Origin of the sequence: Halobaculum sp. D14, assembly GCF_051195135.1 — an archaeon.
Lineage (GTDB): Archaea > Halobacteriota > Halobacteria > Halobacteriales > Haloferacaceae > JBNTKA01.
The window spans coordinates 528,652-554,130 of the sequence record NZ_JBNTKA010000001.1; the positions used below are offsets into that span (position 1 = coordinate 528,652).

23 protein-coding genes are annotated in these 25,479 nt (G+C 70.3%); 15 read left to right on the plus strand and 8 right to left on the minus strand.

Annotated elements, in window-relative coordinates:
- Positions 1–85 precede the first annotated feature (85 nt).
- From ACQUST_RS02655 to ACQUST_RS02670, 4 genes are all read right to left on the minus strand, one after another.
- Positions 86–1,084 carry an RNA-guided pseudouridylation complex pseudouridine synthase subunit Cbf5 gene (locus ACQUST_RS02655; RefSeq protein WP_435124592.1) on the minus strand — a complete coding sequence of 333 codons (999 nt, stop codon included), beginning with the start codon at positions 1,082–1,084 and terminating at the stop codon, positions 86–88.
- Positions 1,085–1,087: 3 nt separating this feature from the next.
- Positions 1,088–1,666 carry a (d)CMP kinase gene (gene cmk / locus ACQUST_RS02660; protein WP_435124594.1) on the minus strand — a complete coding sequence of 193 codons (579 nt, stop codon included), beginning with the start codon at positions 1,664–1,666 and terminating at the stop codon, positions 1,088–1,090.
- Positions 1,667–1,761: 95 nt separating this feature from the next.
- On the minus strand, positions 1,762–2,472 hold the full coding sequence (locus ACQUST_RS02665) for a MogA/MoaB family molybdenum cofactor biosynthesis protein (RefSeq protein WP_435124596.1): 711 nt from the start codon (positions 2,470–2,472) through the stop codon (positions 1,762–1,764).
- A gap of 37 nt (positions 2,473–2,509) precedes the next feature.
- Entirely contained in the window at positions 2,510–3,361 is an 852-nt protein-coding gene (locus tag ACQUST_RS02670) for a helix-turn-helix transcriptional regulator (protein WP_435124599.1), read from the minus strand.
- A gap of 289 nt (positions 3,362–3,650) precedes the next feature.
- Between ACQUST_RS02670 and ACQUST_RS02675 the strand changes: the two genes are divergently transcribed.
- The 3 genes from ACQUST_RS02675 to ACQUST_RS02685 all read left to right on the plus strand — a co-directional run bounded on the left by ACQUST_RS02675 (position 3,651) and on the right by ACQUST_RS02685 (position 6,062).
- Positions 3,651–4,691: a zinc-binding dehydrogenase gene (locus tag ACQUST_RS02675; protein ID WP_435124602.1), complete on the plus strand. Its 1,041-nt coding sequence runs from the start codon at positions 3,651–3,653 to the stop codon at positions 4,689–4,691.
- Positions 4,681–5,091, plus strand: coding sequence for a hypothetical protein (locus ACQUST_RS02680; RefSeq protein WP_435124605.1), 411 nt, complete (start codon positions 4,681–4,683; stop codon positions 5,089–5,091). Before ACQUST_RS02675 ends, ACQUST_RS02680 begins: the two co-directional genes overlap by 11 nt.
- 68 nt (positions 5,092–5,159) lie before the next feature.
- Complete coding sequence (locus ACQUST_RS02685) at positions 5,160–6,062, plus strand: alpha/beta fold hydrolase (protein ID WP_435124608.1); 903 nt, start codon at positions 5,160–5,162, stop codon at positions 6,060–6,062.
- Positions 6,063–6,125: 63 nt separating this feature from the next.
- On the opposite strand, the gene ACQUST_RS02690 is transcribed toward ACQUST_RS02685, so the two are convergent.
- Positions 6,126–7,922: an ABC1 kinase family protein gene (locus ACQUST_RS02690; RefSeq protein WP_435124610.1), complete on the minus strand. Its 1,797-nt coding sequence runs from the start codon at positions 7,920–7,922 to the stop codon at positions 6,126–6,128.
- Between the two features lie 5 nt (positions 7,923–7,927).
- Positions 7,928–8,278 (minus strand): Hsp20/alpha crystallin family protein, encoded by a 351-nt coding sequence (locus tag ACQUST_RS02695; RefSeq protein WP_435124613.1) that lies wholly within the window; start codon positions 8,276–8,278, stop codon positions 7,928–7,930.
- 138 nt (positions 8,279–8,416) lie between these two features.
- On the opposite strand from ACQUST_RS02695, the gene ACQUST_RS02700 reads away from it, so the two are divergent.
- From ACQUST_RS02700 to ACQUST_RS02710, 3 genes are all read left to right on the plus strand, one after another.
- Entirely contained in the window at positions 8,417–8,632 is a 216-nt protein-coding gene (locus ACQUST_RS02700) for a hypothetical protein (protein ID WP_435124616.1), read from the plus strand.
- 93 nt (positions 8,633–8,725) lie between these two features.
- Positions 8,726–10,063, plus strand: coding sequence for a molybdopterin molybdotransferase MoeA (locus tag ACQUST_RS02705; RefSeq protein ID WP_435124619.1), 1,338 nt, complete (start codon positions 8,726–8,728; stop codon positions 10,061–10,063).
- Entirely contained in the window at positions 10,060–12,000 is a 1,941-nt protein-coding gene (locus ACQUST_RS02710; protein WP_435124622.1) for a molybdopterin biosynthesis protein, read from the plus strand. The genes ACQUST_RS02705 and ACQUST_RS02710 overlap by 4 nt, the downstream gene beginning before the upstream one ends.
- Before the next feature lie 364 nt (positions 12,001–12,364).
- On the opposite strand, the gene ACQUST_RS02715 is transcribed toward ACQUST_RS02710, so the two are convergent.
- Positions 12,365–13,381, minus strand: a complete 1,017-nt coding sequence (locus tag ACQUST_RS02715; protein ID WP_435124625.1) for a PhoU domain-containing protein — start codon at positions 13,379–13,381, stop codon at positions 12,365–12,367.
- A gap of 282 nt (positions 13,382–13,663) precedes the next feature.
- On the opposite strand from ACQUST_RS02715, the gene ACQUST_RS02720 reads away from it, so the two are divergent.
- The 9 genes from ACQUST_RS02720 to phoU all read left to right on the plus strand — a co-directional run bounded on the left by ACQUST_RS02720 (position 13,664) and on the right by phoU (position 22,722).
- Positions 13,664–14,671 (plus strand): phosphate ABC transporter substrate-binding protein PstS family protein, encoded by a 1,008-nt coding sequence (locus ACQUST_RS02720; protein WP_435124627.1) that lies wholly within the window; start codon positions 13,664–13,666, stop codon positions 14,669–14,671.
- An 88-nt stretch (positions 14,672–14,759) separates the two neighbouring features.
- Positions 14,760–15,725, plus strand: coding sequence for a phosphate ABC transporter permease subunit PstC (gene pstC / locus ACQUST_RS02725; protein ID WP_435124630.1), 966 nt, complete (start codon positions 14,760–14,762; stop codon positions 15,723–15,725).
- Positions 15,725–17,347: a phosphate ABC transporter permease PstA gene (gene pstA / locus ACQUST_RS02730; RefSeq protein WP_435124633.1), complete on the plus strand. Its 1,623-nt coding sequence runs from the start codon at positions 15,725–15,727 to the stop codon at positions 17,345–17,347. The genes pstC and pstA overlap by 1 nt, the downstream gene beginning before the upstream one ends.
- A gap of 106 nt (positions 17,348–17,453) precedes the next feature.
- Positions 17,454–18,311, plus strand: a complete 858-nt coding sequence (pstB, locus tag ACQUST_RS02735; RefSeq protein WP_435124636.1) for a phosphate ABC transporter ATP-binding protein PstB — start codon at positions 17,454–17,456, stop codon at positions 18,309–18,311.
- 296 nt (positions 18,312–18,607) lie between these two features.
- The gene (locus ACQUST_RS02740) at positions 18,608–19,195 is read left to right on the plus strand and encodes a hypothetical protein (protein WP_435124639.1); all 588 of its coding nucleotides are present in this window, start codon (positions 18,608–18,610) and stop codon (positions 19,193–19,195) included.
- 68 nt (positions 19,196–19,263) lie between these two features.
- Positions 19,264–20,976, plus strand: coding sequence for an ABC transporter ATP-binding protein (locus ACQUST_RS02745; protein WP_435124641.1), 1,713 nt, complete (start codon positions 19,264–19,266; stop codon positions 20,974–20,976).
- Positions 20,973–21,758: an energy-coupling factor transporter transmembrane component T family protein gene (locus ACQUST_RS02750; RefSeq protein WP_435124643.1), complete on the plus strand. Its 786-nt coding sequence runs from the start codon at positions 20,973–20,975 to the stop codon at positions 21,756–21,758. Before ACQUST_RS02745 ends, ACQUST_RS02750 begins: the two co-directional genes overlap by 4 nt.
- Before the next feature lie 76 nt (positions 21,759–21,834).
- Positions 21,835–21,966 (plus strand): hypothetical protein, encoded by a 132-nt coding sequence (locus tag ACQUST_RS02755; RefSeq protein WP_435124646.1) that lies wholly within the window; start codon positions 21,835–21,837, stop codon positions 21,964–21,966.
- An 81-nt stretch (positions 21,967–22,047) separates the two neighbouring features.
- Positions 22,048–22,722 (plus strand): phosphate signaling complex protein PhoU, encoded by a 675-nt coding sequence (phoU, locus tag ACQUST_RS02760; protein WP_435124648.1) that lies wholly within the window; start codon positions 22,048–22,050, stop codon positions 22,720–22,722.
- Between the two features lie 373 nt (positions 22,723–23,095).
- Here the strand turns inward: phoU and ACQUST_RS02765 are convergent, their stop codons facing one another.
- Positions 23,096–25,324, minus strand: a complete 2,229-nt coding sequence (locus ACQUST_RS02765) for a CDC48 family AAA ATPase (RefSeq protein ID WP_435124650.1) — start codon at positions 25,322–25,324, stop codon at positions 23,096–23,098.
- Between the last annotated feature and the right edge of the window lie 155 nt (positions 25,325–25,479).

The window sequence follows — 25,479 nt, forward strand, 5'->3', positions numbered from 1 at the left end:
GCACCGTCGCTCTTGGGCGGGAAAAACCTCGGCTCACCGGCACGCTACGGTGGACGGACGTCGCCGACCGCGACGCCGCGCCGAGTCAGACGAGCACGCGCTCCAGCGACACGACCTCGCCGCTCGACGCCTCCGGGTCGCCGACGAGCGTGCCGAGACAGACCGCCGACCCGTTCGGCGTGTAGCACGCCACGAGGTCGCCCACTGTCGGGGCGTCACCGGCGAACTCCGGCACCGGGTCGGTCGCCGGCGCGACGTCGAGGACGCCGGGGGCGTACACCGGCGCGCCGTTCGCGATTTCCGCGGCCGCGCTCTCCGCGACCGTGACCCGCGGCAGATGCGTCAGCGCCCGCTCGGCCGGCTGAACCACGTCGCGCAGCAGCGACTCGTCGGGCTCGGCGTCGTCGCCGTCGCGGTCGTCGTTGCGGTCGCGGTCGCGGTCGTCGTTGCGGTCGCGGTCGCCGTCCCCCCCGTCGTGTTTGTCGACCGCGCCGGCGCCGGCGAACGCGAGGCCGTCGACGAGGTCCGTCATCGCGTGGAGGTCGCGGTCGTCGAACGGGTCGGTCGCGGTGCGGCGCAGGTCGCCCATGTGGCCGCCGGTGCCGAGCGCCAGCCCGACGTCGTGGCACAGTTTCCGGACGTACGTCCCGGACTCACACCGGACGCGGAGCAGCAACTGCCGGTCCGTCGAGTCCAGCACGTCAAGCGCGTACACCTCGCGGGTGCGGAGCCGGCGCTTCACGGCGGACTTCCGCGGCGGCTTCTGGTAGAGGTCGCCTTCGAACTCCGCGACGACGCGCTCGGCGTCGGTCGGCGCGCCGCCGTGCAGTTCCAGCACCGCGACGTACTCCTTGGCGCCTTCGAGGAACACCTGCGCGAGCCGGGTCGCATCGCCCGTCAGCACCGGGAGACAGCCCGTCACTTTCGGGTCGAGCGTCCCGGCGTGGGCGGCGCGGTCGACGCCGGCGGCGTCGCGGACCCACGCGCTCACCTGGTGGGCGGAGGGCCCCGGCGGCTTGTCGAGGTTGACGACGCCGAACGAGAGCAGGTCGTCGACGCTCCGGTCGTCGGGTGCTGGACGCATCGGTCAGAAGTCGTAGTCGACGTTCTCCACCGGCGCCTTCCCCTCGTCCGTGTCGGGGTCGTACGAGTCGATGGCGGTCGTCAACATCCCGAGGACGCCCTCCGGCGACCACCGCGCCGTGTTGTAGCTGATGTCGTAGATGGTGAGGTCGCCGATGTCGATGTTGTAGTACTCGCGGTACCGCTTCGCCTCGCTGATTTCGCGGCGCCGCGTCTCCTCGCGGACCTGCTCGACCGGCTTGCCTTCGCGGTCGGCGATGCGCTCACAGCGGATGCCGAGCGGCGCGTCGAGCCAGATGCGGAGGTCGGCGTGTTCGGCCGCGAGCCAGCCGGCGAGCCGCGACTCCAGCAGCACGTCGTCGCGGTCGACGGCGACGCTGCGCAGCCGCCGGTCGAGGTCGCGGTCGATCTGGTCGTCCTCCTCGGCGAGTTCGTTGAACTCCACCGGCGTCATGTCGCGTTCGGCGGCGAGTTCGCGGAAGATGTCGCCGCCGGAGATGTGCTCCAGCTGGAAGGCTTCCGCGAGCGACGCCGCCGTGGTGCTCTTCCCGCTGCCCGGCGGGCCGGAGACCGTAATCAACATAGCGTCACTCCGCCGCTCGCACCCAAGAAGGTGTCCATCCCGCGCCCCCGTGCGCCGCGTTCCCGTGTCGCCGACGCCGGCCGAACCGCCGCGACTCAGTTCCCGTCGCCGGTCCCGCTGCTGCTCTCGTCGTCGCCGTTCTCGTCGTCGTGTTCGCCGCGGGTGGCCAGCCCGACGAGGTGGCCCGCTTCCGCCGTGATAATCTCCTCGGCGCCGAGCCGCGCCGCGTTCTCGCTGCCCGGCAGGCAGAACACGGGGACGCCGTCGGCGACGCCGCCGGTGGCGCGGGTGCCGACGACCGCCGTCCCGATTTCCGCCCGCGAGAGCGTCCGGAACAGTTCTCCGAACCCCGGCAGCCGCTTTTCGAACAGCGGCCGCACCGCCTCGACGGTCACGTCGTCCGGCGTCACGCCCGTCCCGCCGGTCGTCACCACGACGTCGACGTCGTCGCGCTCCACCAGCCGGTCCACCGCGCTCTGCACGCCGTCGTAGTCGTCGTTCACGAGGTCCCGCGTCGCCACCTCGCCGCCCGCGTCCTCGACGGCGGCCACGACGGCGTCCCCGGACGGGTCGTCGTCGATGCGGCGGGTCGACGACACCGTCACGACCGCGTACCCGACCGTGTCGACGTCGTGTTCGTGGTGGTGGTCGTCGCCGTGGTGGTCGTCGCCGTGGTGGTCGTGTCCGTCCGCGTGGTCGTGGTCGTCGTCGGTCGCGTGGTCGCCGTCCGCGCCTCGATGGCCGTTGTCGTCGGCGTGCTCGCCGTCTGCGTCGCGTCCGCCGCCGTGGCTGGCTTCGTCGGTCACGGCTCGCGGTACGGCCGCGGGTCACAAAACTCCGGGCCTACCCGGCGGCGTCGGCGTCGACGTCGGCGTCGGCGCGGTCGGCCGAGAAGTCGAAGTCGCCCGCGGCGACGTCGTCCACGACGGCCGGCGTGACCGGGGCGCTCCGGTCGCGGACGCGCGCGAACCGGTCGCGGGCCCACTCCACGGCGTCCTCGTCGTCGTTGAGCGCGACGCCCCGCACGCCGGTGTCGGTGTAGACGACGACGCCGGCCTGGTCGTCGCCGGTGAGCCACAGGCCGAACCGGGCGGGCACGCGGCCGCACCGCAGCCGCATCTCGCCGTCGCGGACGGACTGCTTGACGCCGTCGCCGAGCGTCTCCACGAGGTGGTCGAGGACGCCCGGCGTCACGACGAGCTCGGGCGGCTCTGCGCCGCCGCCCGCCGCGTCGCCGAACGACTCGACGTGGCCGGTGAGCGCGACGGGCGCGACGCCGCGGATTCGGGCGTCGTCGCTGACGCTGTCGAGCAGGACGTCGACGACGCCGTCCGGGGCGTCGGGGCACGACAGGTGGACGTCGGCGCCGTCGAGGAAGTCGGCGCACAGCGCCGTGTCCGCGGGGAGCGCGTCGAGCAGTTCGGCGGCGTCCGTGAGGCCGCCGAGTCGACTCCGGTAGTCGTCGTGGACGGCGAGCGCCTCGCGGCCGAACGTCGTCGCGCGGTAGCCGCCGTTCGCCGCCTCGGCGAGGCCGACGTCGGTCAGTTCGCCGACCGCGCGGTCGAGCGTCGTCCGCGGCGTGTCGAGCCTGTCGACGAGGTCGCGCTTCTCGACGGGGCCGTCGGCGAGCGCGTCGAGGCAGTCGCGCCGCTTCGCGAGGACGTCGGCGACCGTCTCCGTGTCCGCACCGTTCATCTGTCCGATAACTCGGCTCCTCCCGCATTTGTGTTGCGCTTCCGGGAAGCCGCCCGCCGGCTCCGGGGTCGCCCGCGACGCGGGAAGATTCCCGACCGGTGGGGTAAGGTAGCCCGCGGCGAAAGCAAGCCACGTTGGCACCCCGCTGACCGCCCTCCAGCCGGCAGCAGTCCGCGTCCCCCCTCTCTTCGTGCGCCCTCCGACTGTCGACGTTCGCCGGCCGACCACTGCCGTCCACCCGCCGACAGTCGGGGGTAGCGTTTTGACCCCCGCGGTGTCATCAACAATCATGCAAGCCGTTCAGTTCTCCGAGCACGGCGACCGAGACGTCCTCGAATACGGCGAGTTTCCCGACCCGGAGCCGGGACGGGACGACGTCCTCGTCGACGTGAAAGCCGCGGCGCTGAACCACCTCGACATCTGGACGCGGAAAGGGATGCCCGGCATCGACCTCGACATGCCGCACATCCCCGGCAGCGACGCCGCCGGCGTCGTCACCGAGGTCGGCGACGACGTCACCCGGTTCGAGCCGGGCGACCACGTCGCCGTCTCAGCCGGCGTCGCCTGCGGCGACTGCGAGTTCTGCCGGCACGGCGAGGAGTCGATGTGCGTCGACTTCCACATCCTCGGCGAACACGTCCGCGGCGTCCACGCCGAACAGGCCGCCGTCCCGCAGGACAACCTCGTCGCGGTGCCGGACCACGTCGACTGGGAGACCGCCGGCTCCGCGTCGCTCGTCTTCCAGACCGCGTGGCGGATGCTGGTGACCCGCGCCGAACTCGAACCGAGCGAGTCCGTCCTCGTCCTCGGCGCCTCCGGCGGCGTCGGCCACGCCGCCGTCCAGATCGCGGACTACCTCGGCGCCGAGGTGTACGCCACGGCGTCCTCCGAGGAGAAACTGCGGTACGCCGAGGAGTGCGGCGCCGACCACGTCGTGAACTACGAGGAGGAGGACCTCGCGGACTGGGTCCGCGACGAGACCGGCCGCCGCGGCGTCGACGTCGTCGTCGACCACATCGGCGCGGCGACGTGGCGCGACTCGCTGAAGTCGCTCGCGAAGGGCGGCCGCATCGTCACATGCGGCGCCACCACCGGCGGCCGCCCGGAGACCGACATCAACCGCATCTTCTGGAACCAGCTGTCGGTCATCGGCTCCACGATGGCGACGCCCGGCGAGGTCGACGACGTCCTCGAACTCGTCTGGGACGGCACCTTCGAGCCGCGCGTCCGCGACGTCGTCCCGATGTCCGAGCCGGCGGCCGCGCACGAACTCATCGAAAACCGGGAGGGCTTTGGGAAGGTGGTGGTGAAACCAGACAGTGAACTCTGAGGAGACGAACACCGGCGCCGCGGAGACCGACGCGGACGCCGGCGCTGCCGCCGGCACTGGCGCCAGCGACGACGCCGACGCGGCTACCGCCGACGCGGCTGGCGACGAGCCGGGCGGCTACGTCCACCGACCGGGCGCCGTCGACGGCGGCGACGCTGCCGCGGCGGACGGCGACGCGGACGACGACGAGCAACAGGACCTCGGCCGCGCCGGCTGGGTGCTCGTCGCCGTCGTCGTCGTCGCGTTCCTCGTCGTCCCCGGAATCATCTACCTCCGGCCGACCACACCCGACGAACTCGGTCTCGACTTCCTCGCCGCGATGCTCGTGCTGCCGTTCATCCCCGCGCTGCTGCTCGGCGTGACGGCGGTGTGGAGCCTCGCCGCGGGCAACCGCAGCTAGGCGGGTCGCCGGCCGGGCGCGCTGCGGGAGCCGCTACGTTTTCGCCGCGCCCGCTGGTACGCCCGCCCGTGACCGACTCGTCGCCCGTCACGGACGGCGCGCCCGACCTCCCGGACGACGTCCCGGGCGAGTCGCGGTTCGTCGAGGCGAACGGCCGGCGGTTCCACGCCGTCGAAGCCGGGCCGACGCGGGGCGACCTCGTCGTGCTGCTCCACGGCTTCCCGGAGTTCTGGTACGCCTGGCGCGACCTGCTCCGGCCGCTCGCCGACGCCGGCCACCACGTCGTCGCCCTCGACCAGCGCGGCTACAACCGCAGCGAGAAGCCGTCGGCCGTCCGCGACTACCACGTCGACCGGCTCGCCGCCGACGTCGCCGGCGTCGTCGACGCGTACGGCCGCGAGGAGGCCGCGCTCGTCGGCCACGACTGGGGCGGCCTCGTCGCCTGGTGGGTCGCGCTCCACAGCCCCGACCGCGTCTCCGCGCTCGTCGCCGCGAACGCGCCCCACCCCAGGGTGTTCCGCGACGCGCTGACGAGCGACCCGGTCCAGTTGCTCCGGCAGAGCTACGCCGCGTTCTTCCAACTTCCGGCGCTGCCGGAGGCCGCCTGCCGCGCGCTGAACTGGCGGCTGCTCACCTGGCTGCTCCGCTGGTCGTCGCTCCCCGGGACGTTCTCCGACCGGGCGCTGTCGCGGTACCGCGACGCGTGGAGCCGGCCGGCGGCGCTCAGGTCGATGCTGCACTGGTACCGCGCCGCCGCCCGGTACCGGCCGACGCCCGACGCCGACCGCGTCACCGTCCCGACGCGCGTCGTCTGGGGCGGCCGGGACCGCGTGCTTCCGAAGCGACTCGCCTACGAGAGCGCCGACCGCTGTGACGACGCGCGGCTCACGACGTTCGACGACGCGACCCACTGGGTCCACCACGAGCGCCCGGTCGACGTCGCCGACGCGGTACTCGACGAACTCGAATAGGCCGTCGCCGGCCATCGGTCGTCGGGCGGCGGCCGCCGGTCGCCGGTCGCCGGCCGCCTGCCGTTACTTCTCGTCGTCCGACCCGCCGTTGCGGTCGCCGCCCGCCCCGACGTCCCGGTCGACGGAGCGTTCGATGCCCGTGGCGGCGCCGCCGTCGGAGTCGTCCGGGCTCTGCCGCTGCCGCATCTTCTGCCGCGTGAACTGCGGGCTCGCCTGGATGCCGCGCTCGCGCGTCCGCCGGAACGACCGGTAGAGGAAGAACAGCATCGGCAGCGTCGCGACGACGATTCCGGCTGCGACGTACGTGTCGAGCAGCGCCGTCGCCGGCGTCCGGAACGAGTAGATGATGGCCGCAGACAGCAGCCCGACGGCGGTCAGAATCGCGTACGAGATGCGTTTCGCGAGGTCGTCGAGCACGTCGTTGCCGTCCTCGATGTTGACGTTCACGGTGAGGTCTTCGCGCTGCACCGAGTCGAGGACGCTGTCGAGTTTCGGCGGCACCGTCACCATCGCCTCCGCGGTGTCGCGCACCTGCTCGCCGGCCTCCTTCGCGAACCGCTCGGCGGACCGTTCGAGGTAGCCTTCGGCTTTCAGGTAGTCCGTGGCGACGTCGATGAAGTCGAACTCTGGGTCGAGCGTCACGCAGACGCCCTCGACGACGGTGGCGACCCGCAGCACCAGCGCCATGTTCTGCGGGAGCCGCAGCGGGAACTCGTACATCGTCGACTCCACCTGCTGGATGACCTGCTGGACGCGGTACTGCCCGATGTCCTCGCCGCGGACGTCCGCGATGGCGAGCTCCATCACGTCGGCCATCACGTCCCGGTCGGCCTCCGGGCTGAGCGTCCCCATCTCGACGAGCGCGTCGAGGATGCCGTCGATGTCCTGGTTCGCGATGGCGACGTAGAAGTCGACGATGCGCTCTTGGATGAACGGGTCGACGCGGCCGCTCATCCCGAAGTCGTAGAAGATGATGCGGCCCTCCTCTGTCACCGCGAGGTTCCCGGGGTGCGGGTCCGCGTGGAAGACGCCGTCGTCGATTATCATCTGCAGGTAGACGGTTTCGAGCGTCGACGCGAGCTCCGTCCGGTCGATGCCCATCTCGTCGAGCGCCTCGGTGTCCGAAATCTTCGTGCCGGGCCGGTACTCCATCGTGAGCACGCGGCCGGTGGAGGCGTCGTCGACGGTGCGCGGAATCACGATGCGGTCGTGGTCGCCGACGTTCCCGCGGATCTCTTCGAGCATCCGCTTTTCGCGCCGGTAGTCCATCTCCTGGTTGATGGTGCGGTCGAACTCGTCGGCGAGGTTCGACAGCGAGAACGCCTGGCCGCTGCCGACGAACCACGTCACGACCGGGAGCAGCCACTTGATGACGCGGAGGTCGGCGTTCACCAGTTCCTCGATGCCGGGCCGCCGAACCTTGACGGCGACGCGCTCGCCGCGGAACGTCGCGGCGTACACCTGCCCGAGGCTGGCGCCCGAAATCGGCTCCGTGTCGAACTCGTCGAACGCGTCGTCGACCGGGCCGAGCTCCGCTTCGAGCACGGCTTCCGCGTCGCTCCACGGCGCCGGCGGCACGTCGTCTTGCAGCGACGACAGCACGTCGACGTACTCCGGCGGCAGCACGTCGGGCCGCGTCGACAGAATCTGGCCGAGCTTGATGAACGTCGGGCCGAGCGTCAGCAGCGTCTCCAGGAGCACCTCGGCGCGCCGCACCCGCGTCTCGGGGGTGACGTCGCGCGACCGGCCGAACAGCAGGAACCGGCGTCGGTCGCGGAGGTACGCGACGACGAGCGGCAGGAACTGGTAGACGACGACCGGGAACCGCCTGTAGGCGCGGAGGAATGCCAGCGTCACCACCCGCGTTACTCGTCCGTGACGGGGACGGCGTGTTCGGCGGCGGTGCGCTTCGGCAGCCGCACCTCGAGCACGCCGCGGTCCATCGAGGCGTCGCCGTCGCCGGCGGCGTCCCGCGGCAGCGGCAGCGTCGCTTCGAGGAACAGCGACCGGTTCTCCTCGACGTAGTCGAACTCGGCCGGCGGCTTCTTCTCGCGGCGCGCCTCGATTCGGAGCCGGTCGCCCTCGAAGACCACGTCGGTCGTCTCGGCGGACGCGCCGGGCAGGTCGACGACGAGCAGGTAGGCGTCGTCGCGTTCGAGGAGGTCCGCGAACACGGCCTCGGGGAGTTCCCGGAGCGCCTCGCGCAGCTTCGACATACACCGTCGTTGGGCCGGGCGGTCGAAAAAGGCCGCGGTGCCGCCGACCGCTGACCGCGGACCGCCCACCGCGAACAGCTCTGTGTGCTATCCTCTCCCAATGATTTATCAGAAAGGAGGCCTACGTTGCCGGTAGTCATGTCCGAGGAGGGGAGCGTGGAGACGGACGCGTCGCCGCCAGTGCACGCCGAATCGCCCGACGTCCCGGTGTCTGTCGCGGCGGTCCCGCCGGACACGCCGGAGGAGGTCATCGCGCCCGTCAGGCCGGTCGCCACGGTCCGCGGGCTGCTCGACGGCGTCCGGCGCCGCGGCACCCGCGCCCGCAGACTGCTCTCCCGCCGCGGCTCGAACTGACGGCACGGGCGGCGGCTCGTCCCGACCGTCCCGGGCGGCCGCCGGTTCGCCGCGAGTACGGCTCTTTTACCCTCGCCGCCGTAACCACACGGTATGAGCGAAGAACGGACGCACGCCGGATTCAAGCGCCGGACGCGGCTGGCTGCGGCCCGCGAGCGGCTGCTGGCCGCGGCGACGCCGCACGGCCGCACCGAGTCGGTTCCGCTGTCGGCCGCGGACGGCCGAGCGGTCGCCGAGGCGGTCACGTCGTCGGTCGACGTCCCCGGCTACGACCGGGCGGCGATGGACGGCTGGGCGGTCCGCGCCGAGGACACCTTCGGCGCGTCAGACCGGTCGCCCGCCGCGTTGCGCATCGTCGGCGGCGAGTCCGGCGACGACGGTGCCGACTGCGTCGAGGTCGGGCCGGGCGAAGCGGTCCGCGTCGACACCGGAGCGGAACTCCCCCCCGGGGCCGACGCGGTCGTCCGGAGCGAGGACGGGGAGGCCCGCGGCGACGACCTGTCCGTGTTCGGCGCCGTCGCGGCCGGCGAGAACGTCGGCGAACGCGGCGAGGACGTCGCCGCCGGCGACGCAGTCGTCGAGCCGCCACACCGGCTCCGGCCGTCCGACCTCGGGCTGCTGAAAGCCGTCGGCGAAACCGAGGTCGCGGTCGCGGAGCCGCCGACGGTCGCCGTGATTCCGACCGGCGAGGAACTCGTGCAGGCCGACCCGTCGCCGGGCGAGGTCATCGAGACGAACGGGCTGACGGTGTCGCGGCTCGCCGAGCGCTGGGGCGCCGCGGCGACGCACCGCGACGTCGTCACCGACGACGCCGACGCGCTCGCCGCCGCCGTCGACCGCGACACCGACCACGACGTCGTCGTCACCACCGGCGGCTCCTCCGTCGGCGACCGCGACCTCGTCCCGGACGTCGTCGCCGACGCCGGCGAGGTGCTGGTCCACGGCGTCGCCATCAAACCCGGCCACCCGGTCGCCCTCGGCCGCGTCGACGACACGCCGGTCGTGATGCTGCCCGGCTACCCGGTCGCCTGCATCGTCGGCGCCGTCCAGTTCCTCCGGCCGCTCCTCGCCGCAGTCGGCGGATTCCCGGCCGACCCGCCGCTGACGCGGCGCGCCACGCTCACCCGGAAAGTGCGGAGCGAACCCGGCGTCAGGACGTTCGCCCGCGTGAGGCTCGACGACTCGGCCGACGACTCGGGCGACGAGCCGGGCGAACGCGGAGCAGAAACGGACGGCGACGCCGCCACGACCCGGGAGGACGACGCCGAGTCCGCGACGACGGCGACGACGGCGACGCCGACGCGGTCGTCGGGGGCGGGCGTGCTCTCGTCGGCGGCGCGCGCCGACGGCTGGGTCGTCGTCCCCGAGTCGCGGGAGGGGTTCGACGCCGGCGAGCCCGTCGACGTCGAACTGTGGGAGGTGAGCCGATGAGCGACCGGAAGGAGTTCCGCGACCTCGCGTCGCCCGCCGAGGCCCGCGAGGCCGTCGAGTCGCTCGACCTCGCGCCGGACCCGGAGACCGTGCCGCTCCGGGAGGCGCGCAGCCGCGTGCTCGCCGAGCGCGTCGACGCCGACCTCGACGTCCCCGGGTTCGACCGGGCGGCGATGGACGGCTACGCTGTCCGCGCCCGCGACACCTTCGGCGCGGACGAAGCCGACCCGGCGGTGCTCGACCGCGTCGGCGCGGTCCACGCCGGCGCCGAACCGGACGTGACGGTGGAGCCGGGGACGTGCGCCGAAATCTCCACGGGCGCCGTGATGCCGGACGGCGCCGACGCCGTCGTGATGGTCGAACGGACCTCCGAAGTCGACGGCAGCGAGGGCGCGGGCGGGGGAGGGGACGAGGACGGCGACGCCACCGAAATCGAGGTTCGGTCGTCGGTGACGCCGGGCGAGCACGTGATGGTCGCCGGCGCCGACATCGCCGCCGGGTCGCGGGCGCTCGGCCCCGGGACGGAGCTGACGCCGCGCGAAATCGGGTTGCTGTCCGCGCTCGGCGTCGACGAGGTGCCGGTGCGCGGCCGGCCGACGGTCGGCATCGTCTCCACCGGCGACGAACTGGTCCGGCCGGGCGGCGACCTGCACAGCGAACGCGGCCAGATATACGACGTGAACAGCTACACCGTCGCCGCCGGCGTCGAGGAGGCCGGCGGCGAGCCGCGGCTCTACCCGCACGTCGGCGACGACTACGACGAACTGGAGCGCGTCCTCGTCGACGCCAGCGAGGAGTGCGACCTCGTGCTGTCGTCCGGGTCGACGTCCGCCTCGGCCGTCGACGTGGTGTACCGCGTCATCGAGGAGCGCGGCGATCTGCTGCTCCACGGCGTCGCGCTGAAGCCCGGCAAGCCGATGCTGGTCGGCACCGTCGGCGACGCCGCCTACGTCGGCCTCCCGGGCTACCCGGTGTCGGCGCTCACCATCTTCCGCACCTTCGTCGCGCCCGCCGTCCGCGACGCCGCCGGGAAGCCCGACCCGCAGACCGCGTCGGTCGACGCCGAGATGGCGGTCCGCGAACGGTACAGCGAGGGCCGGATGCGCCTGCTCCCCGTCGGTCTCGTCGAGGACGGCGACGGCGGCACGCTCGCCTACCCGGTCGACAAGGGCTCCGGCGCGACCACGAGCCTCGTCGACGCCGACGGCGTCGTCGCCGTCGACCCGGACACCGAGTACCTCGCGGCCGGCGAACCGGTCACGGTCGACCTGTTCTCGCCGGACGTCCGCCCGCCCGAACTCTTCGGCGTCGGCGAGGACGACCCCGCGCTGTCACGGCTCCTCGACCGGCTCCCCCGGCCGCGCTACCTCCCGGTCGGCTCCCGCGAAGCCACCCGCCGGCTCCGCGACGGCGTCCCCGACGTCGCCGTCACCGCCGGCCCGGTCGGCGACGACCTCGACGCCGACCCGCTCGGCGGCTGGCGCCGCGACTGGGGGCTCGTCGTCCCCGCCGACAACCCCGACGACGTCGACGGCTTCGCGGCGCTCGTCGACCGCGACCTCCGGTTCGTCAACCGCGACAGCGGCTCCGGGCTGCGCGCCAGCCTCCGCGACCACGTCGCCGACCTCGCCGCCGACCGCGGCGTCTCCCGGCAGGAACTCACCGACGCCGTCGACGGCTACGACTTCACGGTCCGCGCCCACGAGTCGCCCGCCCGGTCCGTGCTCGACGGCGACGCCGACGCCGGCCTCGGCCTCCGCGCCACCGCCGACCGCCTCGGCCTCGGATTCGTCCCGCTCGGCACACAGGCCGTCCGCGTCCACGGGAACCCGGACCGACTCGGCAAGCCCGGCGTCGCCGCGCTCCGCGACGAACTCGACGCCACCGACGACGTCCTCCGCGACCTCGCCGGCTACGCACCCCTGACCGACGAATAGCCACCGCGGACGAAGACGGTTTTCGACTGTTCTGCTACGTTCGGTCGTTCTGGTACGGCTGTTCTGGTACTGTTCTCCCGCGTGGCGCGTGCCGGCGCGGCTCCGTCCGCGCCGGACGCGCGCGAGGGGCGAACGAGGAGCGAAGCGACGAGTGAGTCGGCTGGGGAGGGCGAGGCGTCTCGCCGCACCAGCAGCAGCGCGGTCGCGGCGGTCGCGGCGGTCGCGGCGGTCGCGGTCGTGGCAGTCGCGGTAGTCGCGGTAGTCGCGGTAGTCGTCGCACCGGATTCGAAAAACCCCATCTCGGCAAGAACCGCCGCCACGACCCGGAAAGCCACGTACTGAAGAAAACTACATTAAAACCGGATTACGGCGTCGGGGCGGCTTTCTGCAGCGCGGTCTCGGCGATGTTGCCGCCGTAGTCGGCGGACCGCGAGACGGAGTCGACGATGAGCCCGAGCAGTTGGGCGCGCGCCGGGTCGAGTCCGCGGAGCAGTTCGTCGATGCTGCGCGCCTCCTGGTCGACGCTGCGGACGGTGGCGCGGGCGTCGTTCGCGTTCCGCGTCGCCTCCGTGTTCTCCTCGGCGAACAGCGCGTCCATCGACCGGTCGACGACGTCGCGCGCCTCCACCTCCAGTTCCTGGATGGCGTCGAGCACCTCGTCGGGAACGTCGTCGTCGCCGCTGCGCTCGTCCAGTTCGAGCGTCAGGTGCGCGATCTTGGTGGCGTGGTCGCCGATGCGTTCGAGCTGCCGGGCGCTCGAGTGGTAGTCGAAACACACCTCCCGCGCCAGCCCGAGTTCCTCTGCGGCCTTCGGCGTGCGGAGCGTCGCGCGGAAGATGCGGCTCACGACCATGTACAGCCGGTCGACGTCGTCGTCGCGCTGAATCACGTCCTTCGCCATGTCGTCGTCGTCCTCGGCGAGCGCCGCGACGGCGTCCTCCAGCATCGACAGCGCGATGAGCCGCATCCGCGTCACGGCGTTGTGAATCGACAGCTCCGAGGAGTCCAGCAGGTCGCGGATGACGACGCGGTCGCGCGTCTCCTCCAGAACCTCCAGGCCGACGAGGCTCTGCACCGAGTCGCGGATGGTGCGCCGCTGTTCGTTCGAGATGCGCCCCGTCTCCAGCGCGATGATGTCGAACCCGGAGACGTACATCGTCATCACCGCGCGCGTCAGCTCCTCGCCGCCGAGGTCGCCGATGTCGAGCGTCCCCTCGGTGCGCTCCTCTTCGGTCTTCGGCGTCAAGAACAGCGAGTCCCCCTCCGGGTAGAACTCGACGGTGCTCCCCGCGCTGACGTCGTTTTCGGTCGCCCAGTCCTTCGGAATCGAGACGGTGTACGTGGAACCGCCGGTCACCTGGACTTTCCGGGTTTCGACCATAGTACGGATACGGGGAACGGACACCATAAATCTACTGCCGTATATTTATTCTACAGATATTCGCCGGGTAACGCCGGCCGAGACGACCGGATTCGGTGGTGTCAGGAGACTATCCACTCACCGGCCCGTTCTCCGAAAAGCCAAAATATCGGCGGTAAATGCCCCAATACGGTATATTGATGTCTCTCTCGATTCTCTATAACCGAGTCAGTGGTTCACAAGGGGAGGGATATATAGATTTCATAGTAGGGTATTTACGCGGCAACCGGCACGGTTCAGGTGATGACGGACACGCAGAACGGCGGCGGCGTCTCGCGGCGGAACTTCCTCGCGGCGGCCGGCGCGGTCGGCACCGTCGGCGTCGCGGGCTGCACCAGCAACCCGGGCTCGGGGAGCGGCAACAGCGGCGAACTCACCGGCAGCGTCGACATCGCGGGCAGCTCGACGGTGTTCCCGCTGGCGGTCGCGATGCGCAAGCGCTTCGTCGAGAAGCACCCGAAAGTCGACATCTCCGTGAAGTCCACCGGCTCCGGCGGCGGCTTCGCGAACTACTTCTGCCCCGGCGAAACCGACTTCAACAACGCCTCCCGCCCCATCAAGCAGGCGGAGAAACAGCAGTGTGCGAACAACGGCGTCTCGCCCGTCGAGATGAAGGTGGCGACCGACGCGCTCACCGTCGTCGTCAACCCGAAGGCCGACTGGTTCAAGGACGGCGACTGCATCACCGTCGAACAGCTCGCCGAAATCTGGTCGCCCGAATCGAAGCCGACCAAGTGGAGCGACGTCAACTCCGAGTGGCCCGACGAGAACATCCAGCTGTTCGGCCCGACCGACGCCTCCGGCACCTACGACTACTTCACCGAGGTCATCGTCGGCGAGGAAGGCGCCTCCCGCTCGGACTACCAGGCGACCGAACAGGACAACCAGATCATCAACGGCGTCGCCCAGAACGAGTACGCGATGGGCTACCTCGGGTTCGCCTACTACACCGAGAACAAAGACCGCGTGAAGGCGCTCGCCGTCGACAACGGCGACGGCTGCGTGAAACCCTCCATCGAGACGGCGAAAAGCGGCGAGTACGCGCCGCTCTCCCGGCCGCTGTTCACCTACGCCGCGAAGTCCTCGCTGTCGGAAGACCAGGTCGCCGAGTTCGCGAAGTACTGGATCGAACAGTCCACGAGCCAGAAAATCGTCGCGCAGTCAGTCGGCTACATCCCGAACTCCGAAGCGGAGAAGGAGGAGGCGATGAAGCGGCTCCAGACCGCCATCGACGAAGCCAACTCGAACTGACAGCGCCCCGTGAGAACCGAGCGACGGTGTCGCACGGTGAGACGGCAACGAAGCGCTTTTTCGCACCCCACCCGATGCACGACTTGAAATGAGCGGCGACCGGAGCACCGGCGACCTCACACGGCGAACCGAGAACTCCTCGCGCGAACTGCTCGCACGCTGGTTCTTCTTCGCCTGTGCCGCGATTTCGGTCGTCACGACGGCAAGTATCGTGCTGTTGCTCGTCCACGAGGCCGCGAAGTTCTTCACCGTCACGGCGCCGTACGTCGGCGGCGTCCAGGGCGCGACGGCGTCCATCACGGAGTTCCTCACCGGCACCTCGTGGAACCTCTCGGGCCCCGAACTCGGCGTGCTGCCGCTCGTCTCCGCGACGCTGATGGTGACGTTCGGCTCCGCCGTCATCGCCATCCCGCTCGGCGTCGCCACCGCCATCTACCTCAGCGAGTACGCCAGCGAACGCGCCAGGTCGTACCTGAAGCCCGCGCTCGAAGTGCTCGCCGGCGTCCCCTCCATCATCTACGGCATCTTCGCCGTCGCGTACATCACGCCGGCGCTCTCCACGGTCTTCCCCTCCATCGGCTTTTTCAACATCGTCTCCGCGTGCGTCGTCGTCGGCGTCATGATTATCCCGATGATCGCGTCGGTCAGCGAGGACGCCATGAGCGCCGTCCCCGACGAACTCCGCGAAGCCGGCTACGGCATGGGCGCGACGAAGTTCGACGTCTCCGTCAGCATCGTCGTCCCGGCCGCCACCTCCGGCATCATCTCGTCGTTCATCCTCGGGCTCTCGCGCGCCATCGGTGAGACCATGGCCGTCACGCTCGCCACCGGGTCGCGCGCCATCCTCCACAACCCGCTGAACCCGCAGGCGTACCTCGAACCCGGGATGACGATGACCGCCGCGATGATTCAGCTGCTGTTCGGCGACATCACCGGCGGCGGCCTCGCCTACCGCAGCCTGTTCGCCATCGGCCTCGTGCTGTTCTGCATCACGCTCGTCATGAACATCATCAGCGACGTCATCGCCCGACGCTACCGCGAGGTGTACGAATAATGGCCGCTGACGCCAGCGACACCGGCGGCACCGGCGGCACCGGCGGCACCGGCGACTCCGGGTTCGGACAGGTCAGTCGGCGCGCCGGCATCGTGTTCCGGTACGCCATCCTCGCCGCGACGCTCACCGGCCTGGTCGTGCTCGCCGCGCTGCTGCTGTACGTCGCCAACGACGCCTTCCAGCCGTTCACCGCCGACGCCGGCTGGCACGTCACCTACCTGCTCACGCTCGTCGCGCCGACGCTCGCGACCGGCGCGTGGCTCTACCGCCGGAGCTACTCGGCGCTCACCACCGGGCTCCTCGCGTTCTTCCTGCCGGCGGTCAGCCTGCTGTACGCCGGCGGGCTCGCCGCCATCTTTCTCGACGTCATCCCGACGCTCGTCTGGCTGTCGTTCGTCGTCGCGTTCGCGGTGCCGGCGCTGCTCGTCGTCGCGCTCCGCCGCGTCGACACGCGCCTCCCGTTCCTCGCGCGCGTCGGCTCGGTCGTCGCGGTCGGCGCCGCGTCGCTGCTCGTCGTCCCCGGCGTCGTCCAGGGGCTCACGACGGTGCCGTCCGACTGGCTCGTGATGGCGCTGACGCTCGGCGTCCCCGAGGCGTACCTCGTCGCGAAGTACGCCGAGCGGTGGGGCGGCCGCGCGCCGCTCGTCGCCGGCGCCGCCACCGTCGCCGCCGCGGTCGCCGGCGCGTTCGTCGGCGCCGCCGTCGGCGTCGGACAGCTCCCGGGCGTCATCATGACCGTCATGGCCGGCGTGCCGACCGCGGTGTACGCCGCGACGGTGCTCCGAGAACGGCCCGTCCAGCGACCCGGGCTGGCGCTCCCGGTCGTCGTCGTCGCCGGCGCGGTCGTCGGCACCGTCGTCGTCTCGACGCTCGGCTTCACCGGCCCCGACTCGTACGTCGACTGGTCGTTCCTCACCAGCGTCGTCCAGAGCGGCGACCCCGACGAGGTCGGCATCTACCCCGGCATCGTCGGCACCGTCCTCATCATGATCGTCGTCGGCGTCCTCTCGTTCCCCGTCGGCGTCGGCGCCGCCATCTACCTCGAAGAGTACGCGCCCGACAACACCGTCACCCGCATCATCGACATCAACATCAACAACCTCTCGGGCGTCCCGTCGGTCGTCTACGGCCTGCTCGGCCTCGGCCTGTTCATCAGGTACGGCGGCATGAACTCCGGGACGCTCATCGTCGCGGGCGCGACGCTCGCGCTGCTCATCCTCCCCATCATCATCATCTCGGCGCGGGAAGCCATCCGGTCGGTGCCGGACTCGCTCCGGCAGGCCTCCTACGGCATGGGCGCGACGCGGTGGCAGACCACCCGCGACGTCGTGCTGCCGCGGGCGCTCCCCGGCATCCTCACCGGCACCATCCTGGCGCTGTCGCGCGCCATCGGCGAAACCGCGCCGCTGCTCGTCATCGGCGCCGCCCAGGTGTTCGGCGTCCCCGACTCGTGGAACTCCACCATCGGCGCGATGCCGCTGCAGCTGTACGTCTGGGCGTCCACGTACGCCAGCCCGAAGTTCTACACGACGGTGCTGGCGGCCGGCATCGTCGTGCTGCTCAGCGCGATGCTGACGATGAACTCCATCGCCATCGTCGTCCGCAACAGGTTCCAGCAATGACTCCACCGACAGACACCACCTCGACACGCGGCCTCCGGGGCGAACAGCGCGGCCGACCGCTCGGTACGGAACACCTATCCGCGGGAGCGCCCCAGGTGATGTACGGATGAGCGACACGGACCCGACAGACTCCAGTCCGGACCAGCTCGTCGACACCGACCCCGGCCGCGGCGGCCTCTCAGAGTCCGACGACGCCGAACCGGTCGCCGCAGCCGACACGGCCATCGAGAGCCGACACCTCGACGTCTGGTACAACGACGACCAGGCGCTCGACGACATCTCCATCGAAATCCCGGAGAACCAGGTCACCGCGATGATCGGGCCGTCAGGCTGCGGGAAGTCGACGTTCCTCCGGTGTATCAACCGGATGAACGACCTCATCGACGCCGCGCGCGTCGAGGGCGAACTGCTGTTCAACGGGAAGAACGTCTACGACGACGACGTCGACCCGGTGGCGCTCCGCCGCCGCATCGGCATGGTGTTCCAGCACCCGAACCCGTTCCCGAAGAGCATCTACGACAACGTCGCCTACGGCCTCCGCATCCAGGACCGCACCGAGAACCTCGACGAGCGCGTCGAGGAGGCGCTGAAGGCGGCGGCGCTGTGGGACGAAGTGAAAGACCGGCTCGACGAGTCCGGGCTCGAACTCTCCGGCGGCCAGCAGCAGCGGCTCTGTATCGCCCGCGCCATCGCCGTCGACCCCGAGGTCATCCTGATGGACGAGCCCGCCTCGGCGCTCGACCCGGTCGCCACCAGCCAGATCGAAGACCTCATCGCCGACCTCGCCGACGAGTACACGGTCGTCATCGTCACCCACAACATGCAGCAGGCCGCCCGCATCTCCAACAAGACCGCGGTGTTCCTCACCGGCGGCGAACTCGTCGAGTACGACGACACCGAGAAGATATTCGAGAACCCCGAGTCTCAGCGCGTCGAAGACTACATCACCGGGAAGTTCGGGTAGTCCGGCGACGGCCTGCCCGTCGACTCCGCGACTCCGCCGGCCCGCCACGACGACGGCCTTCGCGGCCCCGCTTTCCCGCCGCGCCGCCGAAGCATCCGTTCGTCGCCGTCTGCACTCCCGCCCGACGGTCGCGCATCGACGCGGGGCCGCGTCACTCGCGAGCGACCCGGCGCCGCCGGGCGGCGTGTCCCGATTCGGTTCCGCTCGGTAGCGCTATATATCGTTCCGAACCGCTCACGAGCGCCCAGTACACCTCTTAGCACGCCTTTTGGGGGTGCTCTCCCGACGAACAGTCGATGTCGCAGAACCAGTCACAGCAGATTCCACCGGCCAAGCTGATGGTCATCACGGGAATCACGGCGGTACTGTTCGTCGGCGGGCTCCTGCTCACCGAGTTCGCAGGGATTCCGGAGTTCTTCGGGGACACCGACTTCAAACCGTTCTTCCTGCCGTACCTGCTCGCGGCGCTGCTTCCGTACGGCGCCGCCACGCTGTCGGTCGGCTTCGGGATGGCGCTCGGTGAAGGCATCCTCGACGTCGTCGAGGGGTACGCCGCCGACGACGCGTTCGGCTTCTTCGGCTACGTCGTCGGCCTGTGGGCGTTCGCGTACGTGCTCCACCGCTGGGGCGACCCGACGAACAAAACCCACATGTCCATCGCCGCGGTCGTCGGCGCGTTCGTTCAGATCGCCATCGAGGGCGTCGCGTACCTCGTCATCGACGGCGAGACGGCGACGTTCTACGCCATCAACGTCGTCGGGAACACGGTCACGCACGGAATCGTGCTGGGGGCCATCCCGCTCGTCATCGTCTACCCGCTGCTGCACGGCCGCATCGAGCGCTACCTCGGATTCGCTCCGCAGGGCTCCTCGTCGGCCAACTGACGAGATGACCGCGACACGCATCGCTCGCTCACCGACCGCTCGGTCCCCGCCTCACACTCCACCGTCCGATGTTACACGCTGACTCGCTCACATTCACGTACGCCGGCGAACCAGACCCCGCGTTGAACGACGTCTCGGTGTCGGTCGACCCCGGCGAGGCACTCGGTCTCGCCGGCCCCGTCGGCGCCGGAAAAACCACGCTGTGCATGGCGCTCGCGGGGTTCGTCCCGTCCGTCACCGGCGGCACCCTCGCCGGCGACATCGAACTCGACGGCGTGCCGCTGTCGGAGGCGAACGACGCCGCCGACGGCCGCCGCGTCGGCATGGTGTTCGAAGACTTCGGGGCGCAGATGACGCAGGTGTACGCGCTCGACGAAGTAATGGCGCCGCTGCGGAACAGCGGCGTTCCGCGCGAGGAGGCCGCGGCCCGCGCCCGAGAACTGCTCGACCGCGTCGGGCTCGGCGACCTCGACGCCTCGTCCAAGCGGACCTGGGAGCTGTCGGGAGGCCAACAGCAGCGCGTCGCCGTCGCCGCGGTGCTCGCGATGGACCCGGACGTCGTCATCTTCGACAACGCGACCGGGATGCTCGACCCCCGCGGGAAAGAGCGGCTCGGCGGCATCATCGACGACCTCGCCGGCGACACCTCGGTGATCGTCGTCGACGACGACCCGGACTTCCTCGCCGAGCGCGTCGACCGCCTCGGCGTCATGGACGACGGCGACCTCCGGACCATCGGTCCCACGGAGACGGTGCTGCGCTCGGACGACTTCCTCGACACCGACGGCGTCCACCCGCCGACGCCGCTCCACGTCGCGGACGGAGCAGGGCTGCCCGGAGCGCCGCTCACGGACGGCGAGTTCGAGCGAACGGTCCGGGACGCGGGCGTCGGCGACGTACAGCGGCAGACCGTCGTCCCGGACGGCTTCGGCCCGACGCAGCTGTCGGTCGACGACGCCGTCTACGAGTACGGCGACGGAACCCGGGCGGTCGACAGCGTCTCGCTCGACGTCCACGCCAACGAGGTGCGCGCGGTCGTCGGCGGCAACGGCGCCGGGAAGACGACGCTCACGAAGCTGCTCGCCGGCCTGTCGAAGCCCGACGACGGTACCGTCACGGTCTGCGGTACCGACACGACTGACTCCACCGCGATGGACCTCGCGTGGGACGTCGGCACCGCGTTTCAGAACCCGGACGAGCAGCTCTCGGAGTCGACGGTACGCGAGGAACTCGCCTACCCGCTCGAACGCCGGCGGTACGAGCGAACCGGCTGGTTCTCCAAGGAGACGCGGTTCACCGACGACGAAATCGAGTCCCGCGTCGAGTACGCCCGCGAACTCGTCGGGCTCGACGAGGAACTGATGGAGCGCGACCCGACGCTGTTCCCGCGCGGACACCGCCGACTCGTCACCATCGCGGAGGCGCTCGTGCTCGACCCGGACGTCGTCGTGCTCGACGAGCCGATGGTCGGGCTGGACGCGGCCGCGCGGAACAGCGTCCACGAGACCATCGAGCGGCTCCGAGACGCCGGGAAGGCCGTCGTGCTCGTCGAACACGACATGGACCTCGTCTGTTCGGCCTCCGACACCGTCACCGTCCTCGTCGACGGCGCGGTCGCGACGACCGGCGAGACGCGGTCCGTGTTCGCGCCCTCGAACTGGGAGCGGCTCGTCGAGTGGGACGTCGCGCCGCCGCGAGCCGCCCGCCTCGCAGACGACGTCGACGTCGACGCGCTCTCCCGGCGCGGACTCACTGACGTGCTCACGGAGGTGTCAGCGTGAAACTCCGCGTCCCGACGCTGTACAACGACCGCGACACGCTCGTCCACCGGCGCGACCCGCGGGCGAAGATATTCGTGTTCCTCGTGCTGGTCGCGCTCATCTACGTCGCCCCGACGTGGCAGTGGATGGCGGCGCTCACCGTCGTCGGCCTCGGGGTCGCCGTCCTGGCGCGCGTCCCGCCGCTGTGGCTCGGCGCGCTGTACGGGCTGCAGCTCATCAACATCCTCTCCATCGTGTTCTTCCCGTCGCTCCCCGAGATCGTCGCAGGGACGTTCACGTGGTCGCTCGACGGCGGCGCGCTCGCGGCCGGCCTGAAACTGGCGCTGGCGTGGACCGCGGCGCTGGTGACGTCGGTGTCGCTGTTCTCGACGATGCGGGTCGAGGAGATGGCCGACGGCTTCCGCGGACTCGGCGCGCCCGAAGTGTTCTGTTTCGCGTGGCAGTACACGCTGCTGCTGCTGTACCTCACGGTCGACGACATGATTCGCATCGCGGACGCGACGAAGCTGAAGGGCGTCAAACTCGAAACCCGGAACCCGCTGACGCTCGCGCGGAACCTGCCGCGGATGTTCATCCCGGTCGTGTTCACGGTCGTCCGACGCGCCAACACGATGATGGCGGTGCTCCAGCAGCGCGGCTACTCGTTCACGGAGCGGCCGCCCGCCACCAACGAACGTCGGTTCGGCGCGGGCGACGCTGCGTTCGCCGTCGTCGGGGCGGCCGTGTTGGTGCTCGCGCTCGCCGACCGAGTCGGCGTCGTCACGGTCCCGATGCTCACCTGACCGGCCTCTCCCGAGTCCGGTCTCACTGCCGAACGCCGGGCACGAGGCTTATCTCTCTGCGCACCGACGATTCGGTATGGAAACGCAGACGCTGTTCGCCGCGTACGTCGTCGTCGTCGCGCTCGGCGGGCTCGCGTTCGGCGAGCGCGTCGTCGACGTGCTCGCGTCGACGCTGTCGAGCACGTCGGACGTCGAAGACGACCTGTAGCCGCCGCGGTGACCCGTCTCGGGACGCGCGCGGCGGACCGACGAGAGTAACGCTTACCCCGCGTCGGGCGGCAGAGTCGGTATGCCCCGGAAGCAGTACCAGGAGCGCCTCGAAGAGCTCCGCGAGGACGTGCTCTACATGAGCGAACTGTGTGCCGACCGGCTGCGGCTCGGCATGGACGCGCTCAAACAGAAAGACGAGGAGCTCGCGCGCCGCGTCATCGAGGAGGACAGCGAAGTGAACCAGCTCTACCTCGAACTGGAGCAGGACTGCGTCGACCTGCTCGCGCTCCAGCAGCCGGTCGCCGGCGACCTGCGGTTCATCGCGTCGTCGTTCAAAATCATCACGGACCTCGAACGCATCGGCGACCTCGCGACGAACCTCGGCGAGTACACGCTCGACGCCGAACACGACGTGTTCCCCGACGTCGACGTCCAGCGCATCGGCGAGTTCACGCTCGACATGATCGACGCCGCGATGGCGGCGTACGCCGACGAGGACGTCGACGCCTGCTACGCAGTCGCCGACACCGACGACGAACTCGACCAGATGTGCGAAGACGCCAGCGCCACCGTCGTCCGCGAACTCATCCAGCAGGAGGGCGTCGACTCCGAGGAGGACGTCGACGAGATCATGCAGGACGTCTCCCGGCTGCTGCTCACGATTCGCGACCTCGAACGCGTCGGCGACCACGCCGTCAACATCGCCGCGCGGACGCTGTACATGCTCGAAAACGACGACGAACTCATCTACTAACCGACCTCTTTTGACGGGGGTTCTCCCTCGTTCACTTCGTTCACTCGGTCGAACCCCCGCAAAACCCGTCGATGCCAAAATTCCGTTCGCTCGGTCGCTTCGCTCCCTCGCTCACGGCGGGTGCGCTCGCGCCGACCGCACTGGCTGCAGTGATTCACACTGCGGATTCGTGCTGCGGGCTGAGAATCGCGGAATTGGCGGAGTAAACGTCGTTCGATAGGCCCGCAAGTGTGCTGCGGGCATCCGCGAGCGAAGCGAGCGGTTCTCCGCGCTCGAACGCAGTGAGAGCGCGGCGGTTTTGGCATGAACGGGTTTTACGGGGGTTCGACCGAGTGAACGAAGTGAACGAGGGAGGGCCCCCGCAAAAGAGGTTCTACTGGAAGCCGATGCGGCCGCCGCCCTGTTCGCGGCGGATGCCTTCGCTGCCGCCGCCTTTGAACTGCTCTTCGACGTTCTGGTAGTAGTCGAGGATGTCCTCGGTGATGGTCGGCCGGACGTTCTCAAGGGCGGCGCGGAAGTGCCGCATCGACACCGCCTCGGCGTCGTCGTCCTCGCGGAGCGCCTCGATGGCGGCCTCGCGGGCGATGGACTCCAGGTCGGAGCCGACGTAGCCGTCCGTGGTCTCGGCGAGTTCGCGGAGGCTGACGTCGGGGCCGAGCGGCGTGTCGTCGGTGTGGATGCGCAGGATCTGTTCGCGGCCCTCCTCGTCCGGCTGGCCGACCATGACGAGCCGGTCGAACCGGCCGGAGCGGATGAGCGCCGGGTCGATCATGTCGGGGCGGTTCGTCGCGCCGATGACCATGACGTCGCCCATCTCTTCGAGCCCGTCGAGTTCGGTGAGCAGCTGGTTCACGACGCGCTCGGAGACGTTGTTCCCCATCTCCTGCCCGCGGCTCGGCGCGAGGCTGTCCAGCTCGTCGAAGAAGATGATGGTCGGCGACACCTGCCGGGCCTTCCGGAACGTCTGCCGAATCGCCTTCTCGGACTCGCCGACCCACTTCGAGAGCAGCTGCGGGCCGCGGACGGAGATGAAGTTCGCGTTCGTCTCGTTCGCGACGGCCTTCGCCATCAGCGTCTTCCCGGTGCCGGGCGGCCCGTACAGCAGCACGCCCTTCGGGGCTTCGACGCCCATCCGCTCGAACTTCTGCGGGTCTGACAGCGGCCACTCCACCGCCTCCTTCACCTGCTGTTGTGCGTCTTCGAGGCCGCCGACGTCGTCCCACGAAATCTTCGGGAGCTCGACGAGCACCTCCCGCATCGCCGACGGCTCCACCTCGGCGAGCGCGCCCTGGAAGTCCTCGCGCTTCACGATCATGCGGTCGATGAGGCTCGGCGGGATGTCCTCTTCGTCCAGGTCGATTTCGGGGAGGTAGCGCCGCAGCGCCTTCATCGCCGCCTCCTTCGTCAGGCTCTCGATGTCGGCGCCGACGAAGCCGTGCGTCTCGTCGGCGAGCCGGTCGAGCCCGACGTCGTCGCTGAGCGGCATGCCGCGCGTGTGAATCTGCAGAATCTCCTTCCGGCCGGTCTCGTCCGGGACGCCGATTTCGATTTCGCGGTCGAAGCGGCCGGGGCGGCGCAGCGCCGGGTCGACGCTGTCGACGCGGTTCGTCGCCGCGATGACGATGACCTGTCCGCGCGTCTCCAGGCCGTCCATCATCGTCAGCAGCTGCGCGACGACGCGGCGCTCCACTTCGCCGGTGACGTCCTCGCGTTTCGGCGCGATGGAGTCGAGTTCGTCGATGAAGATGATGCTCGGCGACTCGTCTTTCGCGTCCTCGAAGATTTCGCGGAGCTGCTGTTCGGACTCGCCGTAGTACTTCGAGATGATTTCGGGGCCCGCGATGGAGAAGAACGACGCGCTGGTCTCGTTGGCGACCGCCTTCGCCAGCAGCGTCTTCCCGGTGCCCGGCGGGCCGTGCAGCAGCACCCCCTGCGGCGGCTCGATGCCGAGCTTCTTGAATATCTGGGGGTGTTTCATCGGCAGCTCCACCATCTCGCGGACCCGCTGAATCTCCTGTTGGAGGCCGCCGATGTCCTCGTAGGTGATGCCGCCGCCGGTCTTCTCGAACCCGGATATCGGCTCCTCGCGGAGTTCGACGTCCGTGTCCTCCGTGATGAGACAGACGCCGTCGGGCTCGGTGTCGACCGCGATGAGCGGAATCGCCTGCCCCGGCGACCGCATGAACGGGTGGTTCGTGCTGGACATCACCGGGACGATGTCGCGTTCGACGACCGGCCGCTTCAGGATCTGCCGTTTCACCATGCCGGCGGCGTCCGAACCGAACTGGACGGACGCCTCCTCCGGCGGCGCGAGCGTCAGCGACTCCGCCTTCTTCGCCTCCGCCTTCCGGATGGTGACGCGCTCGCCGATGCCGACGTCGGCGTTCTGCCGCGTGAAGCCGTCGATGCGGACCGTGTCGGTGTTCCAGTCCTGCCGGTCGGCACGCCACACCTTCGCGGCGGTCGTCTCGGCGCCCTCGATCTCGATGATGTCGCCGGGCGACAGCTTCAGGTGCAGCAGCGTGTCGGGGTCGAGGCGCGCGATGCCGCGCCCCGAGTCGTTCGGGTAGGCCTTCGCCACTTCGAGTTGGACTTCGTTCATTGTTTGGGAGGCGGGGTGTTCGTGTGCGGTGTCTCTGCCACGGCCGGGGTTAAGTGCTACGCTACCGACGGTTCGCGACCTCGGCGCCCGGCCGAGTGCTAGACGATAACACGGTACGTCGGCGGCACGGAAAACACCACCGGGTCCGTCAGACG